General features: G+C 59.9%; 13 protein-coding genes. 5 read left to right on the top strand and 8 right to left on the bottom strand.

Annotation, left to right across the window (positions count from 1 at the left end; translation table 11 throughout):
- Complete coding sequence (locus tag AC1MDC_RS22835) at positions 1-372, bottom strand: DUF6124 family protein (protein ID WP_480393713.1); 372 nt, start codon at positions 370-372, stop codon at positions 1-3.
- Between the two features lie 806 nt (positions 373-1,178).
- On the opposite strand from AC1MDC_RS22835, the gene AC1MDC_RS22830 reads away from it, so the two are divergent.
- Positions 1,179-4,835: a hypothetical protein gene (locus AC1MDC_RS22830; protein ID WP_480393712.1), complete on the top strand. Its 3,657-nt coding sequence runs from the start codon at positions 1,179-1,181 to the stop codon at positions 4,833-4,835.
- A gap of 57 nt (positions 4,836-4,892) precedes the next feature.
- Here AC1MDC_RS22830 and AC1MDC_RS22825 read toward each other — a convergent pair whose 3' ends face one another.
- Positions 4,893-5,480 (bottom strand): LysE family translocator, encoded by a 588-nt coding sequence (locus AC1MDC_RS22825; protein ID WP_085704261.1) that lies wholly within the window; start codon positions 5,478-5,480, stop codon positions 4,893-4,895.
- A gap of 144 nt (positions 5,481-5,624) precedes the next feature.
- On the opposite strand from AC1MDC_RS22825, the gene AC1MDC_RS22820 reads away from it, so the two are divergent.
- Complete coding sequence (locus AC1MDC_RS22820) at positions 5,625-6,389, top strand: type 1 glutamine amidotransferase domain-containing protein (protein ID WP_480393711.1); 765 nt, start codon at positions 5,625-5,627, stop codon at positions 6,387-6,389.
- Here the strand turns inward: AC1MDC_RS22820 and AC1MDC_RS22815 are convergent, their stop codons facing one another.
- The gene (locus tag AC1MDC_RS22815; protein ID WP_085698806.1) at positions 6,390-8,627 is read right to left on the bottom strand and encodes an ATP-binding protein; all 2,238 of its coding nucleotides are present in this window, start codon (positions 8,625-8,627) and stop codon (positions 6,390-6,392) included.
- A complete protein-coding gene (locus AC1MDC_RS22810) occupies positions 8,624-9,229 on the bottom strand; it encodes a biliverdin-producing heme oxygenase (RefSeq protein ID WP_085698804.1) in 606 nt (201 codons plus the stop codon). The genes AC1MDC_RS22815 and AC1MDC_RS22810 overlap by 4 nt, the downstream gene beginning before the upstream one ends.
- Positions 9,230-9,503: 274 nt before the next feature.
- Here AC1MDC_RS22810 and AC1MDC_RS22805 point away from each other — a divergent pair, with 274 nt between their 5' ends.
- Entirely contained in the window at positions 9,504-10,124 is a 621-nt protein-coding gene (locus tag AC1MDC_RS22805) for a LysE family translocator (RefSeq protein WP_085704256.1), read from the top strand.
- Here the strand turns inward: AC1MDC_RS22805 and AC1MDC_RS22800 are convergent.
- Positions 10,121-10,534 (bottom strand): VOC family protein, encoded by a 414-nt coding sequence (locus AC1MDC_RS22800; protein WP_085704255.1) that lies wholly within the window; start codon positions 10,532-10,534, stop codon positions 10,121-10,123. The two genes, AC1MDC_RS22805 and AC1MDC_RS22800, sit on opposite strands and share 4 nt — an antisense overlap.
- 109 nt (positions 10,535-10,643) lie before the next feature.
- Here AC1MDC_RS22800 and AC1MDC_RS22795 point away from each other — a divergent pair, with 109 nt between their 5' ends.
- Complete coding sequence (locus tag AC1MDC_RS22795; RefSeq protein ID WP_480393710.1) at positions 10,644-11,726, top strand: bifunctional transcriptional activator/DNA repair enzyme AdaA; 1,083 nt, start codon at positions 10,644-10,646, stop codon at positions 11,724-11,726.
- A 56-nt stretch (positions 11,727-11,782) separates the two neighbouring features.
- Positions 11,783-12,409 carry a DNA-3-methyladenine glycosylase family protein gene (locus AC1MDC_RS22790; RefSeq protein ID WP_480393738.1) on the top strand — a complete coding sequence of 209 codons (627 nt, stop codon included), beginning with the start codon at positions 11,783-11,785 and terminating at the stop codon, positions 12,407-12,409.
- 60 nt (positions 12,410-12,469) lie between these two features.
- On the opposite strand, the gene AC1MDC_RS22785 is transcribed toward AC1MDC_RS22790, so the two are convergent.
- From AC1MDC_RS22785 to aguA, 3 genes are all read right to left on the bottom strand, one after another.
- On the bottom strand, positions 12,470-13,864 hold the full coding sequence (locus tag AC1MDC_RS22785) for a hypothetical protein (protein ID WP_480393709.1): 1,395 nt from the start codon (positions 13,862-13,864) through the stop codon (positions 12,470-12,472).
- Positions 13,865-14,021: 157 nt separating this feature from the next.
- Positions 14,022-15,119: an extracellular solute-binding protein gene (locus tag AC1MDC_RS22780; RefSeq protein ID WP_480393708.1), complete on the bottom strand. Its 1,098-nt coding sequence runs from the start codon at positions 15,117-15,119 to the stop codon at positions 14,022-14,024.
- A 2-nt stretch (positions 15,120-15,121) separates the two neighbouring features.
- Positions 15,122-16,237: an agmatine deiminase gene (aguA, locus tag AC1MDC_RS22775; RefSeq protein ID WP_085698794.1), complete on the bottom strand. Its 1,116-nt coding sequence runs from the start codon at positions 16,235-16,237 to the stop codon at positions 15,122-15,124.
- Positions 16,238-16,317 lie beyond the last annotated feature (80 nt).

Here is a 16,317-nt window from a genome sequence, read left to right as displayed (position 1 = left end):
TCAGACACGCGGCTCAGCCGCCACATCCAGATTATCCAGCACCCGATTCACCGCCAGTTCCGCCAGCATGATCAGCTGCCCGATGCCCAACAGCACATGCCGCTGCGGCGCCTCGATCATCCCCGCGAAATCGCTGGCCATGGTTTTGGCCGAGGTCAGGGTTTCGCAGGCGTCGGCCAATAGTTCTTCGTTCGGGATGCCGGGGGCGATGAGGTAGCGGGTATTGGGTTTGAGGAGTGGTTTTCGGGGGAGCAGCGGATTGAGGTAATGATCGAGGGCGCGGTCGGCGGCTTCGTGGAATTTCTTGGAGTCGAGGGTTTCGTAGGGCGAAGTGGTGTCGGTTTCGGGTGGGTTTGGCGTTGGTTTGATCATGGTAAAACTCCTTGATAGACGGAGCTGCTACCGTTCGCGGTCAATCGAAAGGTGGCAGCTGTACGCGGGTTGACCGACCGGGAATCAAGGAACCCGGCATACCCGAAGGTATCCCACGCACAGCCACCGCGACACGTAGGTTCAGAAAGACTTCTGAATCCGGTCCTGGGCACTGGCACGCCTTGATTGAGTCGGACGGTCAAATCCGATCGCTGATTCGTCAGCGACCCGGAAACGATAGAGCCCACCCTCAAGGCGCACAAGCCGGCGGATTCTGGCGGATGCGTAGGCAAAGGCGCAAGGTTGCGTGGCTTTGCGGACATAAACTTCAACACTCTTCAACGAAGGTTTCCGTAGGCCCGAAAACGACAAAACCCGCGCTCCCCGTTGAAAGGAAGCGCGGGTTTACATAGTGGGGACTGGTAAATAAATGCGTCCCTTTTTTGGTACGTCCCTTTTTTCGCCTTTTTTCCGATTTTTTCCGTCAACTTTGACAGTAGCGACGAGTGGTCATGTGCCCAGGTTTGTCTTCATCGATTTCCAGCCGGCGGAAAAACCACAAAGGAAAGTCTGAAATACACAATTGGACAGATATACATAGTTATCGCGAACAACTCGCCACCCCGCAAAAACAACAGATCTGACTCTCGCCAAATTACCCCTGAAAACACTTGGAAAATAATCGCGAATACAAAACCTGCCGCGTTCGCTTAGTCTCGGCTCTTAGTTGCCATACCACCACGATTAAACTAATCGTCGACCGTAACCAAACATTAAATTCATCTGTAGAAAATGGATGCTCAATAATGTCTCCACAAAACAACGACGCCTCCGTTTCGGCGAATGCACTGCAAAAAAAAAAAACAATTCAGACCATTACAAACTTCATCAGCGATGAATACGCCGTTGAACGCCTCGACTGGAAATGCAACGAAATCCTTGTTCCGTGTGTGGAAGACAGCACATTCGACCGACTTCATCGCAACGGTAAAGTGTCGCTTTCCATACTTCTACGCCACGAGGATTTTCACTTTGTCCGCGCTCGACGCAAGATTCCGGACAACGCGGTTTTTCTGCTGGACGAGCATGGACGTCTCTACTTCAGTTACCGCAACATGGTCGCCAGCAACGACCGGCCCGCTACCCCCTTTGTTTCTCCCCGGGATATCACCGCGGATGTCGCAGGGCTGGCGAGCTTTGACGACAGCCTCGAACTTCTGGCCAAGGTCGCGGAACTCACTGGCGGGTGGATCATTACGGGAAACGAAGTCACGGTCGGCCAGTGGCTGCGATTGAACGGGCTGCAAGTGCCGGATACCGAACAAGACACCCGCAACTTGCTCGATCTGTTGAACTTCTCGACATTGCCTGAGCCTCCGAAGTTCGGAAACTATTGGCAACTTCTGGACGCGCCCGACGAGTCGCCGTTCAAACTTGTGGGAAACAAGCGGGTCATGATTCTTGATCTGACACAAAGTTGCAGGCAGGGTTCTGAAGCCATCATCAATGGCCTCGGCAGACGTGTGCTGATTGAAAGCGTACCGGGCGACGGCGCTACAACCAGCACGGACTATCGCCTGCAGCAAGTGCTCGAAAGTGCGGCGTCCCGGCACGGGCAATATTACTTGTCGAAATTGGGCTGGCTTGATGAACCAGCAGCAACAAACCAAACGACTGAGCTGGCAGAACAACTGGCGGCTGCCGTGATCTTGCTGGACCTCGACCCGGGGCTCAATATCGCCAATACCCACTTCGCCGGCTTCGATCTGTATTCAAAAAGCTACTTCAAACAGCACCCCTCCCGGATTCGGGTCGACCTGGAAGCGCATCTGATCAAGAACCTGCACGTCGCCCCCCCACTCGCGCCGCTGGTGGCACAAATGGTTTTGGCAGGCATGGCCCCCGAGTACCTTTTTCCAGACTGGCCGCCCAGCCTGCAGATGGGAACACCGGCCTGCGTGATCGCTACGCAGGCTATACATCTGGTTGAAGCGCTGGTTCCCGGCGCCAGCCGCAAAATGACCTATCAACATTTGATGGGGTTCAGCCAGTCGACTAAATCACTCGCGCCACTGGCGTCATTGCAGGCGGAGGGATCGGTGGACCCGGTGGTGACCTGGGCCTGGATGAACGGCCTCATCACACGCGATGCGCAAGGCAATCTCAAGCCCGATGACATCGAGCACGCCATACGCGAGTACGACCAGTACGTCGCCATAATGCTGGAAGCCACCGAACGTTTTTCCAGGCCATTTCCTGATCGCAGACAGCTCGCACTGCAAGAACTCAAGTCCCGGGAACCGGAATGCGACCCCGATGAACTGCTGGTCAAACACCGTGGCAGTGGCGGTGGCGCCGGTCGCAAAGTGTCGGTGCTGGATCTCTACATGAGTGACGAACTGCACACCCGGGACTGGGATCGCATCAGAGGCACCAGTATCTACAAATCCTTTGCGAGGCTGCCCGATCTGTTTCCCGTTGCCGAGCTTTACGAAACGGCGACCGCCAGTCATTTCGACGCCGTCCTCGAAGGTCTGACGCGCAACATCCAGATCGCCATTTCACAGCTGTTTCCGGAAGATGCAGCGTCTATTGAAGATGGAGCGATCGGTATCTATTGCGTTCAGCAGATGAACTACAAACCGGCGAGAGTCACCGGTCGTTATGGCTTCAGCCCTGCCACTTACATCCCGGGAGAAACCGGCCGTTATGGCGTCATTCTCTGTGTACAGCATGGCTACGCCATCAAGTGTTTTGAGCTGTTTCCTCTGCGGATGGAGTGTCGGCACAACCCTGATCTGGAAACACTCTTCAATCCGCTGGTTTCCGGAAGCGTCTTCCAGCTCGACACTCGATTCACCGATCAGAAGCAACTCGAAAGAGCCCCCGTTGATCTACAGGCCTACCTGCAAAACGTCACCCCCAGGGCCAACGTCAAATCCAGAATCCAGGTGCGCAAGATTGGTGCGTTTGAAGCCCCCGCCCCGTATAAAAACCGGGACGATCAAACACCCCTGTACCGATCCGCACGCGTGAAAGACCTGGGTTCACTGATCGCCAGAAAAAATCCGTATATCACCGAGCAGGAAATCCACCAACTGGGTCTGCAACAAACGGTACGGGAGAAGGCGATCGAGAAGACCGAGGCCATCTTCAACATGATTCTTAACCTGATCATCCCCTTCAAGAGCTGCGTCGAAGGACTGACCTCAGGGGATCCGAAGAAACAGGGTGGTGCAATTTTCGACTGCATTGTCGATGCCGCCGTTCTCGCAATGACCCTCTTCGCTGCGCCAGCGGCAATCGCTGCCGCCGCCAGTAAAGCCGCGAGCATCGCCGGCAAACTACTGTCGGCTTCGCGGGTTCTGGCCAGCACGGCCCTCAGTCTGTTCAACCCGTTATCCGGTTTGCCGCAACTGCTTAAGGTCGGTGGCAAACTGCTCGGCCGAGGTGTTGCGAAATTGAGCGGAAGTGCCCGCTCACTTGCGCACCAGGCGAAACAGCAACTGAGATACCTGACCGGCGCCAACAGTTATGACCTGCTCAAAGTCATTGATCACAGCGGCTCGGCAGCGCACGCGCGGATGTCGCTGGACACGGTTTCTCATGCTCGGGCACTGCTCAAAAGCGATGCCATCGAAACGGTACAACACGTCGTTACGCGTTTGAGCGACAAGAATTTCAAGCTGCCCAAAGGGGCAACTGAAACAGAATGGCGCCACCTCGCGAACAACGCCGTGAAGGAATCCGCTTACCAGTCGAAACAGGCAGGCGATCTGGAGTCGCTGATCGGTCGAGGGGCTTTGGAAGAACTGACAGAAGCATTCATCAAGGGCCACCCCGTCCAGCTCAACGATGCGCGCAGCACGGTGCAGGGTTACACCGAAACACTGGCTGTCCTCTACGAACTCGAGAGCAGAAAAGCCCGATACATGAAGGGCTATCAGCAAGACATTCTGAAACTGGATCTGGGCAAATCGCCGTACAACGACGTGATGCCGGAAGCGAGCTTCAATCCCCTTGGCTATACCGATCCTTCACAACGAGCCACCGCGTGGATGTTGAACGGCTCGAGCTCCAGTGGTAACGACTTCGACAATGTCCTTGGGGTATTGCGCGATTACACCGCGAACAAGGCCCCCCTGAACGACCCGAACGTGATCAGGGAGGTTCATCGAAAACTGGTACCGGAAGCTTTCGGCAAAGTGCGCGATGCCGGTGCCCCTACCAAATACGGCAGCAGCCCTACCGGATTCGCGCTGCTCGAACAACATCTGAAAACCCTGGACCCAAGCCATCCGCACTTTGATAAACAGGTATTGGGCGCGGTAGTCGGCTTTCAGGGCTTCGGTGACGGCAACGGTCGTACGGCCAGCGCGCTGTATTCGATCAGCCAACTGCGAAATAACCGATTTACGGCCATGCCGCCCCACGTTTTCCGGGAACTCAACGGCATTTTCTGACGATGCCTGATTGATCTGACTACAAGCTGATCCGTACTCCACTTGCCGGAGTACGGATCAGGGCAGCAGCAAATACCCCGCACTTACAGCCAACAGCAACGCCATCACCCGGTTGAACAAGCGCATCCCCGCCGGGTTGTGCAGATAGCCGCGCAAAAACGTCCCGGCGTACACCCAGCAACCCACCGACAGATAGCAGATCACCAGATACACCGCCGCAAACTGCCACACCAGCCGCGCCTCGCCATCGGCGACAAACGCGCCCATCCCCGCCACGCAGGCCAGCCAGGCCTTGGGATTGAGCCATTGCATCACTGCGCCGTAGAGCATCGATGGTGCTCTGCCTGATTCCCCGGCATTCAACTGTCCGTCATCGGTGGCCAGTTTCCAGGCCATGAACAGCAGAAACGCCACCCCGGCCAGTTGCACCACGCGGGTCAGCGACGGCCACAGCGCAAGCACTTCATGCAGCCCAAGCCCCATCAACACCAGCAACAGCACAAACCCCAGCGTCGCTCCGGCTACATGCCGCTGGCTGGCGCGAAAGCCGAACTGCGCCCCCGAGCTCAACGCCACGATATTCACCGGCCCCGGAGTAATGGACGCGGCCAGGGCAAACGCCGCCATCGACACAATCAGACTCATCGCACACCTGCTTCAAATCGAGGAACAAGGCGCTCACGGTAGCCGGCGCACAGCAGGCGGTATTGAAGGAAATTACCCCCCCGCTCGCGCAGACCCACTACGCTCTGGCTATGCGATTACTCACGATCTGGAAGTCTGTCCTCGATGATTCTGATTCTGTTGCCCTGCGCCGATTACGACCCCACCGAAAGCAGCGTGCCCTGGCAGGCGATGCGTGATGCAGGCATTGAGGTGCGTTTTGCCACGCCCCAAGGCTTGCCTGCCCACGCCGACCCACGGTTGGTGGATGTCGGCTTCGGCCCGTTGAGTTCGCTGCTGATGACGCGCAAGGCCGATCTGGACAGTTACGCGAAAATGATCGAATCCGAAGCGTTCAGGCAGCCGCTGGCGTATGCCGATGTCGACACGAGCCGGTTCGATGGTCTGCTGATTCCCGGCGGACATGCCAAAGGGATGCGCACACTGCTGGAATCCAAACAGGCCCAGCAAATCACACTGCAATTTTTCAAAGCCGAAAAACCCGTGGCGGCGGTGTGTCATGGCGTGCTGTTGCTGGCGCGCACGCTCGACCCCGATACCGGGCGTTCGGTGTTGTTCGGGCGCAAGGTCACGGCGTTGCTCGCGGCAACCATGGAGTTGCCGGCGTGGCTGATGACCGCTGCCTGGCTGGGGCGCTACTACCGCACCTACAAGCAGACCGTCGAAGCGGAAGTGAAAACCGCGCTGGCCAGCAAATCCGACTTTATACGCGGGCCGCTGGTCGCCAAACGAGATTGCGCGCAGGCACCACAAACGGGATTTATGGTGCGCGACGGGCAACTGCTGACGGCGCGCTGGCCCGGCGATTGCCATCGATTCGCCGCCGAGTGGGTGGCCATGTTGCAGGCCCCCAAACGCCGATCCGCTTGATTAGTCCAGACGCGGCACGGTGAAACGGAACTCACTGCCCTGCCCCGGCTCGCTCTCGGCAACAATCTGCCCGCCATGGGCCTCGACGATGCCCTGCGTGATGTACAGCCCCAGCCCGGTGCCGGTCGGATTGCCTTCCTTTACCGTCCAGTAACGGTCGAACACGTGCGGCAAGTGATCCTTGGGAATGCCTTCGCCGCTGTCGCGTACCGTGAAGACGATATCGTCGCCGACCGATTTGGCATATACATCGACGGTGCCCAGGCGCGGGGTGAATTTGATCGCGTTGCCGACCAGATTCGACAACACCTGAAACAGCCGCTCGGGGTCGGCATGAATGCTCAGGTCGGGATCAGCCTCGAACGAGATGCTGATGTCTTTGTCCAGCGCCAGCGGCGCAAGCAGTGATTGAGCCTCTTCAAACATCTGCGCGACATCGAGTTTCTGCGGCGCGATGGTGTAGCGCCCGGCGTCGATTTTCGAGGTGTCGAGCAAGTCTTCCAGCAGCGTGTTCATGCGCCCGGCGGCTTGCTGCATGGTGTCGATCGCGGTCGAGATGCGCCGCGAAGTGTGCGGCCCGTCGGAGCTGAAGGCCTTTTGCATCATGCCGCACAGCATCGAAATGACCGTCATCGGGTTGCGCAGATCGTGGGACACCACCGCCACCAGCTCGTCGCGCGCGCGCACCGCTTCCTGCTCGCGGCACACCTGGCGGGCCAGGTCGTTTTCCAGTGCCGAGCGACGCAGGTCGTTGGCCGCAAACAAATCGCCATGGCTCCACTTGGTGGAGATTCCGGCCATCTCGACCTTCCAGATTTCGAACGAGGTACGCGGCCGCAGGCGCAGGCCGGCGTCGGAGTTTTCCAGGTCCAGCGGCTTGCGTGGATCACCGCTCCAGTTGATGTTCTCTTTGACTTCCGGGCGGAACCACAGCACGCCGTTGTCCACCGGTTTGGGCAGGCTCATGGCCAGCACGCCGCTGGCGACCTGCTGATAGTGCGCGGCCGGCGGATAGACACTGGCCAGGTGGTGACTGGCAAACACCGGCTCGCCGCGCTCCTGCAACCATTTGTGCAGCGCGCGAATCTCTTCCGGCTCCGGGCAATTGCCGTAACGGTGCAATTGCTTGTCTTCGATGATCGCGATGCCGCCGGCATTGGCCAGCGCCATCAGGACCTGCGGCTGGTTGGCCAGGCCATCGAAGACATTTTGTGGCGAGTCGATCATCGCCTGATTGAGCAGCGCCAGCGCTTCGACCTTTTCCTCGCGCTGCCGGCTGACTTCCAGCGCTTCCATCGCACTGATCTGCAACGACAGCACCTGACCGATGGTCTGGCACGCGGTGCGCAACTCGTGCGGCACATGCAGCGGCTGGCGATTGCCGCAACTGATCAGGCCCCAGAGCTTGTCGCCCTTGAGCAGGGAAATGCTCATCGACGACAGCACGCCCATGTTCTTCATGTACTGGCAGTGGATCGGCGACACGCTGCGCAAGGTGGCGAAGCTCAGGTCCAGCGGGGTCTGGGTGTCCGGGCGCAGCTTGGGGACCAGCGGCACTGGTTGGTAATCAGCGTTCGGGATGATCCGCAACCAGTTGGTGCGATACAGCTCCCGAGCCTGCTCGGGGATGTCCGAGGCCGGGAAGAACAACCCGTTGAAAACTTCCATCGACGGATCGGACGCTTCGGCGATGACCTGGCCGTGGCCCTCCTCTTCGAAGCGATAGATCAGCACCCGGTCGTAACCGGTCATGGCCTGGATTTCCTTGACGCTGATGTCGTACAGCGCCTGCAGGCTCTGGGCTTTTTGCAAACGTGCGAGCATCCGCCCCAGGTGGGTTTCAGTACCGGCGACGTTGCGCGGCTGGAAGTTTTCGACGTGGATTTCCAGCTCCAGGATCAGCACATCCTGATGCCGGTGCAGCAAACCTTCGAACGCCGTGCCATTAAGGCGAAAGTGCAGCGGCGGCGCATCGGCCCAGGCCGGTTGCTGCAACGCTTCGCGAACCTGCGCGGCGTGGGCATCACCGATCAGGCTTTGCAATGGCTGGCCGATCAGCTCTTGCGCCGGGCGCGCGAGCAAGGTCTCGACGTTGGCGCTGATCTGGATAATCGAAAGCTCCGGCTCGCTCAGGGTCAGCAGCAGACCGTGCGGCTGGATCGCGCCGGGAAAGCGGATCGGCTCGTCGGCGCAGTTGGCCAGCAACTCTTCAAAGGCTTCTTTGTCTTGCGGGGTCATACCAGAACCTCCTGGCTTTCGAGCCAGCGCTCGAAACAGCTGAATGTCGTGTGGGCAGCCGCTACAACGGCCTCACGCTCGTCGGCGTCCATCGGGCGGCTGCCCAGGTATTCGATGAAGTTGCGCCAGCGTCGGCCGGTGGCAGCACCGTAGATATCCAGAAACGCCGCGCCGTTGTTCGCGCCCAGATTAAGCCGTGTGGCGATTTCCCGGCGCAGAATCTGACCGCCGAGCGTCGCGCCTTCCAGCACGTACAGCACGCCCAGGCAGGCGGCGGTGGAGTCGATGGCGGGCAACTGGCGGCACAGCGAAAAGTCCCCGTCACTTGCGCCCAGCGCGTGCAGATCGCGTTTCAGCGTCGGCGTTTTGAGGCGCGAAACCAGATCGAAATCGGCGGGGAGTTGGCCACTGTCCTGCAATGCGCTTTCCAGTGGCTGGTAGAAGCCGTAATAGGCGCGCATCAGTCGCTCGAAAGCTTGCAGATCAAGGGTGTCGGAGAAAAAAGGAAGGCGTTTTTCCAGCGCAATGTGCAGTTCGGCCGTGCCAGCGCGCAGATCTTGCAACACCGGTGGCACATGAACCTCGCGAGCCTTTGCTTGCATGTAGTCGCTCGTACAGTGGGCCGCCTGCGGCCATGGGGGAATGGAAAAGCTTGGCGTGAAAGCTTACACGGCAATTGTCCTTTCTGACCCATCAGATGGTTTTTTCTGGCAGATTTATCACCCTGTAACGGTTTCAGAGTTGACGGTACGGTAGAAAGTTCGAATGGATTCACGCCCGTCCATCGCTGTACCGCGACTCTGCTGCCTGACTGTACGGTTCGGCCTCACTCGCGCACATGATAAAAATAGCGCTCCCGTCACCGGAGCCCGCCCCATGGATCTCGCCACCCTCTCCCTGTTTCTGCCCGCCTGTTTCGCCTTGAACATGGCGCCGGGGCCGAACAACCTGTTGTCGGTCAGCAACGCCACTCGCTACGGCTATCGTCGCGCCTGCGTTGCCGGTATCGGCCGGTTGCTGGCGTTCGCCGGGATGATCGCCCTCGCGGCGGCGGGGCTGGCGGTGGTGCTGCAAACGTCGGAACTGTTGTTCTACGGGATCAAGATTGTTGGCGCGGGGTATCTGCTGTATCTGGCGTGGCAGTTGTGGCGGGCTATGCCTGCCGCCGAAGACGCCATTGCGGCGCCGGCGAACGGGCTTCTGGCCCTGGCACGTCAGGAGTTTTTGGTGGCAGCGGGCAATCCCAAGGCAATCCTCATCTTCACCGCATTCCTGCCGCAATTCGTCGACCCGACCCGCGCCATCACTCCGCAGTTCACGCTGCTTGGCGTGCTGTTCCTGCTGCTGGAATGGATCGCCATCAGCGCCTACGCCTACATGGGCCTGCACATGCGCCGCTGGTTCGCCGAGCCGCGCGGCAAGCGGATTTTCAATCGCTGCTGCGCGGGGCTGTTGTCGGCGGCGGCTTCGGTGTTGCTGATGGCCAAACGGGCCTAAGCTTCGGACGGGCCTTTGAGTTCGACCTGATTGCCGTCCGGGTCGAAGCAGTACAGCGACAGGCCGTTGCCCTCGGCGCCAAAACGGGTGGCGGCCTTGTCGACGCTCAAGCCACAGGACTGCAGATGGCTGACCAGCGCCGCTTCATCGAACGGTTCGATGCGCAGGCAGAAATGATCGACATTGCGCCGTTCGCTGCCTGCAGCGGCGCCGCCCTTGCGGCCGATTTCGCCGTCGAGGTCGACCAGGTCGATCATCGACGTGCCGGCGCGCAAATGCACCAGACCGAACTTTTCGTTGCGCTTGACCACTTCGGCGCCGAAGACCCGGCCGTAGAAATCAATGCTGCGTTGCAGATCGGCAACGCGCAGCACGATGTGATCGATGTGTTGAATCGTGAACGGTGGCATACCTTCATTTCCCGAGTTGTAGCGACCCGATCACTGTAGTGCAGCGGCCCGAAAATTCACTGTCGATTTTTCGGTGGAGCCATCGAATAACTGGTTTTATCCTCGGCCCATGAACATACAGACCGCTGCCCTGCCCCCTCACGCCGAAATGGTTCGCGCCATGCTCGCAAGCGACACTGCCTATGAAGGCGTGTTCTTCACGGCGGTGAAAACCACCGGGATTTTTTGCCGCCCTACCTGCACGGCGCGCAAGCCGAAACCGGAAAACGTCGAATTCTTCGCCCACGCTGACGACTGCCTGTCCGCCGGTTATCGCGCCTGCCTGCGCTGCAAACCGCTGGACGCTGCCGCCATCGCCCCGGACTGGATACAACGGCTGTTGAAAGCCGTCGACGCCGATCCGGAACTACGCTGGAGCGATGCGCAATTGCTTGCCGAGGGCATCGAACCGCTGAAGCTGCGGCGCTGGTTCAAGCAGCATTTCGGCATGACCTTCCATGCGTGGCTGCGCACCCGCCGGCTCGGCATGGCGTTGGGCGGGATCAGGCAAGGCACGTCCATCGACCACGCCGCGTTCGATTCCGGCTATGAATCCCTCAGCGGTTTTCGCGATGCGTTTCAGAAGTCGTTCCACATCACGCCGGGCCGTGCAGCGGCCAGCGAACCACTGCTGTTCACCCGTCTGACAACGCCGTTGGGCCCGATGATCGCCATGGCCGAGCGGCGTGGGCTGGTGTTGCTGGAGTTTCTCGACCGCCCGGCGCTGACGAGGGAAGTCGAGGAGTTGCAGAACCGCTACGGCTACGTGGTCGCACCGGGACACAACGCACATTTGCAGCAGATCGAAAACGAACTGGCGCTGTACTTCGCCGGCAAGCTGAACGAATTCAGCGTGCCCTTGCACCTGCCCGGCAGCGAGTTTGCCCGTCAGGTCTGGGCCCAACTGCGACTAATCCCCTACGGCCACACCAGTACCTACGGTGCCATCGCCGCCCGGCTGGGCAAGCCCGGCGCCAGTCGCGCCGTGGGCCTGGCCAACGGGCACAATCGGCTGTCGATCGTGGTGCCATGCCACCGGGTGATCGGTGCGGACGGCTCGCTGACCGGTTATGGTGGCGGGCAACCGCGCAAGGCGTTTCTGCTCCGGCTGGAAAATGCCGCCGTGCAACTGACGCAACCTTTGGCGTTCTGACACACCGACACTCACGCCTTCCCGGCTTTCAAATCAATGGATCACTGACGTTGCCGATACCCGATCCCTACCAACCGGCCAGCGCGTTTCTGGCCAGCCTCGACACCGACTGGCAACGCCATATCGCTGCGGTCGGCCCATGTCTGCATCGGCCGCACCCGGCGCGTGATCCCTATGAATCGCTGGTGCGGGCCATCGCCTATCAGCAACTGCACGCCAAGGCCGGGGATGCAATTGTCGGTCGGCTGGTGGGGTTGTTTCCCGAACAGACGTTTCCACGTCCCGAGCAGATTCTGGCGACAGACTTCGAACGGCTGCGCAGTTGCGGGTTTTCGGCGGGCAAGATTGCGACGATTCAGGGGATTGCTCAGGCGACCCTGGACGGCGTGGTGCCGGATTACGCCACGGCACTGGTGATGGAGGATGAAGCGCTGATCGAGCGCTTGGTCAACCTGCGCGGGGTTGGGCGCTGGACGGTAGAAATGCTGTTGATCTACAGCCTGGAGCGACCGGATATTCTGCCGGCCGATGACTTTGGCGTGCGCGAGGGTTATCGGCGATTGAAGGGGCTGGAGGTGCAGCCGACGCGCAAGCAGATGATCGATATCGGGTTGGCGTGGCGCCCGTTTCGCACAGTGGCGGCCTGGTATTTGTGGCGGGTGCCAAAAGCGGTTTCAGCCTGATCCTCCCGCAATCTCGGGAAGGCTGGACAAGCGTATTCAGGTGCAATCCCCCGCCAGTTCTTACGGGAAAATCATTTTTATTTCCTTGTCCGAGTAGCTGTAGTTCCAACGCAACTCGGTTCCTGCCGGAATATCCTGTGAGGCAAACATCGCGTTCAGGACGTATGGCCGGTTGACCAGCCGGTCACCGATCAGAATGTCCGCTTCGACCTTGAAACCAACGGTCTGAACGTTGTAGCCGTCCGGCGCTTGACGAACCGGCTTGCCCGAGGCGTCGTATTCAAAGTTCGTGTTGATTCGCGAAATGATGTTGTCGCCGATGACCACTACCGGCTCTTCAATGAACTTGCCCGGTCCGTAACGCAAGTACACGCCCGCCAGCATGGTGAATGTCTGCTCTTCGCGCCTTATCAGGCGCAGCGGGCTGAGTGTTCCGCCATAAAGGCCCAGCGCTTCGCCTTTGGCGATGCGCCGGTTGGCGACCACCATGTTTTGTCCGATGAGGGCTTTTTCGCCCGGAACCTTCACGTCGGCCTCGGTAAAAATGCGCAGTTCGAGATTTTCTTCATAGAGCCTAGCCACGTTTTCATAGCCTTCAAACTGGATGTAAGGCTTGATCGGCCCCGAGCGAAATCGCTCACCCGTGGTCAGGGTGGCCAGGGTTTCCAGTTTGCGGATCCGCACCGGCCTGCCAAAGGTATCGCGCAACGGGTATTTACCATTGTTGGCGCGGTCGTAGGTACCGAGGCGATTTCCCCGCAACGAATAGCAAACCTCCTGGCGCATGGTGTCGAGTTCCTTTTCGGTGAAGGGCTTGATCGGCATGGATTCCGAAGCCAGCTCGAACTCGTCATCGGAAGAGTCGTGGCGCGGCCGTCCTTCATCGCCCTCCGGGCGAGACACGTTTTCCAGCGTCGCGTCGGCATCAGTGCGCGGATCGGGGATGCGGTAGCGCTCCGTGGCAAACTCCTCAAGCGGGTGCCAGACCCGGCCGTCGCTGTCGCGCTCCAGAACCGGGCCGGAGGGGTTGGTTTCGCTGGGCAGTCTGGCCCGGAACAGACCGGTCTGCGGATCGGCGCCCACCTGGACAATGCCCTGTCCTGGTAATTCGGCAAACTGACGCCCCTTGAAAGACCTGAAGCCTTCGGCATCGATGTCGGTCAGCCGGCCTGCTGCCGGGACGTGATACGCGTCCAACGAACGTTGACCAAGCTCGGGGCCCGGGCCCGAATCGATGACTGGCATTGCATCGCGCAAGCTGACCGATGGCACCGGGCTGGCTCGCCCTCCACCACTGACATTCGGCGTGCTGACGACATCGGGGTGCACAGACGGCGCGGGCGGGGTAACAGAGACCCCGGGCCTGATGGCCGGGCCCGGCGTAGCGGCATCGAGGGAAGGTTTCAGGTGTACATCACCCGGGCCGTTGCCCTTGGTTGGCGGTTTGATTGGCATGTTTTCTTCCTTGAATGAGGGCCATCTCAGAGCCTGATATCAGCAACTGACAGGGCGTCCGGCGTCATTGCCGGTTCAAATCCATGGCGAAAAACCTATCAGACTGCCCGCAGCACACCCACGCCCAAACCGCTTCAAGATGATTCCAGGCGTCCGCTCACAGCCCTGACTTCAATCGGCTGAAGGCCCGGATCAACGCCCGGTTGAACGCCTTGCCATTGTCGTTCTTGCTGTACAGCGAAGCCTTCACCGCCGCCGGCGGATAAGTCCCCGGATCGTTGCGAATCGCCGGATCGACCAAGCCGTCCGCTGCCGTGATCGCGTTGGCGTAGTGAATGGTGTCAGTAATCGGCGCAATCACTTCAGGCGTCATCAAGTAATCCATCAGTGCCAGCCCGGCCTCCGGATGCGGTGCATCCTTGGGAATGACCATGGCATCGAACCAGATCAGCGTGCCCTCCTTCGGGATCCGGTAATTCAACTTGAAGGGGTTTTTCGCCGCTTCAGCCTGGCCAGCCGCGATGGCAACGTTGCCGTTCCACGACATCGCCACGCAGGTGTTGCCGTTGGCCAGGTCGCTGATGTTCAGGTCGTTGTCGAAGTAGCGGATGTACGGGCGGATCTTCGCCAGTTGCTGCTCGGCGAGTTTCAGGTCATCCAGACTCTGGCGGTTGATGTCCAGACCCATGTACTTCATGACTGCGGCGAACACTTCGTTCGGATCATTGAGCAGGCTCACTCCGCAATCGGCGAATTTCGACACCACTGCCGGATCGAACAGCATCGCCCAGCTATCCCTCGGCGCGTCCGGCAGACGCTGCTTCACGGCCTCTTCCTGATAGCCGACACCGGTGGTGCCCCAGGCGTAGATGCCGGCGTAGCGGTTGCCCGGATCGAACACCGCCATGTGTTGACGGAACTCATCGCCGACCCCGGCAAAGTGCGGGAGCTGCTGCTTGTTCAAGGTCTGGATCGCGCCGCTCTCGATAGCCCGTGACAGGTGCTGGCCGGCGGTCAGCACCAGGTCGTAGCCGCTGCGGCCGGTGAGCAGTTTGGTCTCGACGGTTTCCAGCGAATCGAAGTGATCGGCGACCACCCGAATCCCGGTTTGCGCCTCGAAATTCTTCAGGGTATCCGGGGCCAGGTACTCGCCCCAGATGTACAGGTTGACCACCGGCTTCGCCGTTTCGGCGGCCTGCACACACAGGGGTGCAAGCACCAGCAATAACGCTTTACTCAGGTTGTGCAGGCCCATGCTCAGGCTCCTCTTTTCTGGCCGGCGTATTGCGGCATGGTGATGCACGCGACGTTACCGCCACCGAGCAGGATTTCCCGGGAGTTTTCGATGCCGACGATCTTGTGCTGCGGGAACAGTTCGGCGAGGGTTGCCAGCGCCACCTGATCGTTGCGATCACCGAACAACGGCACCACGATCGAGCTGTTGCCTGCGTAATAGTTGATGTACGACGCACAGATTCTGGTGCCGGCCTGACGGGTGTGGGTGCTGTCCTGCTGGTCGAGGCCTTCGGCTTCTTCGGCGGTCCACTCCAGCACATCCGGTTGCGGCAGTTTGTGCACGATCAGCTCGCGGCCCCGGCTGTCGCGGGTGCTGCGCAGGATGTCGTAGGCCTCCTGATAGATTTCCCATTGTGGGTCGTCGCGGTTGTCGGTCCATTGCAGCACCACTTCGCCGGGGCGCACGAAGCACGCGAGGTCGTCGACATGGCCGTCGGTTTCGTCGAACTTGCAACCGCGCGGCAGCCAGATCACTTGCTCGGCGCCGAGATAGTCGGTCAGGCGGCGGGTCACCTCGTCCTTGCCCAGGTGCTGGTTGCGATTGCGATTGAGCAGGCATTGCTCGGTGGTGAGGAGGCTGCCTTGGCCGTCGCTCTGAATGCCGCCAAGTTCGGCAATCAACGGCGCGCGATAACGATCGAAGCGTTCGATCTCGAGGATCTTGCTGGCGATCTGATCGTCCTTGTCCCACGGGTAGTAGAGCCCGCCATCGAGGCCGCCGTAGGCGTTGAATTCGAAGTCGACACCACGCACTTCACCGCTCTGGTCATTGACCACAAAGCACGGGCCACTGTCGCGGAACCAGGTGTCGTTGCAGGTCATCTCCACCACCCGCACCTGCGGCGGCAACTGGCGGCGGGCGGTGGCGAACTGGGCCGCCGAGGCGCACACCGTCACCGGTTCGCTGTGGGAGATCGCTGTCACGATCTGCACCCAGACTTTCTGCGCAGGCTTGGCGCCGTTGCGCCAGACATCGGTGCGCTCCGGCCAGCCGAGCCAGCAACCGGACTTGGCTTCAAACTCGCCGGGCAGACGGAAACCGTCCTGTTTCGGGGTGGTGTCGAGCAAACGTGCCATGGTCAAACCTCGTCATCGGGATGGGAATGACCTCAGGCTACGGTCGTGGGCCGTCACGTCGCCAACGATGATTATTTCGG

This window comes from Pseudomonas sp. 1 (assembly GCF_056626735.1).
This window is presented reverse-complemented; position numbering and strand designations above follow the sequence as displayed.